The sequence below is a fragment of the Photorhabdus bodei genome (assembly GCF_003287735.1).
Lineage (GTDB): Bacteria > Pseudomonadota > Gammaproteobacteria > Enterobacterales > Enterobacteriaceae > Photorhabdus > Photorhabdus kayaii.
On record NZ_NSCM01000135.1, the window covers coordinates 1 to 1,075 of the forward strand.

General features: G+C 40.4%; 1 pseudogene. It reads right to left on the reverse strand.

Annotation, left to right across the window (positions count from 1 at the left end):
• Positions 1–20 precede the first annotated feature (20 nt).
• Positions 21–989 (reverse strand): annotated as a pseudogene (locus CKY02_RS23095) (IS30 family transposase).
• Positions 990–1,075: the final 86 nt, after the last annotated feature.

Here is a 1,075-nt window from a genome sequence, read left to right on the forward strand (position 1 = left end):
ACATAATAAGTGCAACATCGTTAATCTGGAAGTAAACATGTTCGTATTCCCTTAAATAATTCATTCGGTGTTTTCCCACCCCGTGTCTTTCGGGGACGATGATTTAACCGGTTTACCACAAAATTTATTTCCTGATCAGAGACTTCATTAAAATCGGTTCCCTTTGGAAAGTATTGTCTAATTAACCCATTGATATTCTCATTGATCCCTCTTTCCCAGGGCGAATAAGGGTGGGCAAAGTAAATTTGGGTTTCTCATGTTTCACTGATGATTTCATGATCTGCGAACTCCAAACCGTTATCGAATGTGATAGTCTTAACCCTCTGTTTTAACGGGTATAATACTTTCACTGCCGCTTTCGCGACTTCTGATGCCCGTTTACTATCAACTTTAACAATAATTGTATACAGCGTTTTGCGGTCAACCAATGTTAATAATGCACTTTTTTTATCTTTCCCCATTATCGTATCCCCTTCCCAGTCGCCAATACGTTCTTTTTTATCAACGATTTCCGGGCGCTCATCAATACTGACCCGATTTTTAATTTTGCCTCTTCTTTCATAGCGACCATAGCGTTTGCGATAGGGTTTTCTGGCTATTCGCAGATGTTGCCATAAATCACCCCCCTCTATTTTATCTTGATAAATCAACCTATAGATCGTCTCATGATGCAACGATATCCCTTTATGTTGCTTCAGATAATCAGCCACCTGTTCAGGACTTAAGTCTTTCCAAATTAATCGTTTTATCCATTTTTTTACTTCCGGCGTTATTTTCACGGCTTTCTTTGCAAAATGACGACGAGCCAATACCTTCAAATGAGCCTGTTCAGGGCAGTATATCTGGACTTCTTGATTTCTCTTCAATTCTCTGCTGATGGTCGACGGGCTTCGCTTAAGTGATTCAGCAATGAAAAGCTGTGAAAAACCGGCTTCTTTTAAACTGGAAATCTGGTATCTTTCTGTTTCGGTCAGTTGTGTATAGGCCATAGTGCATTCTCCTGTGGCGGGAAAGATGCCTACTATAGCAACTGACCGCCCTTCTGAAAAATTGCACTTATTAGTCGAATCCGCCA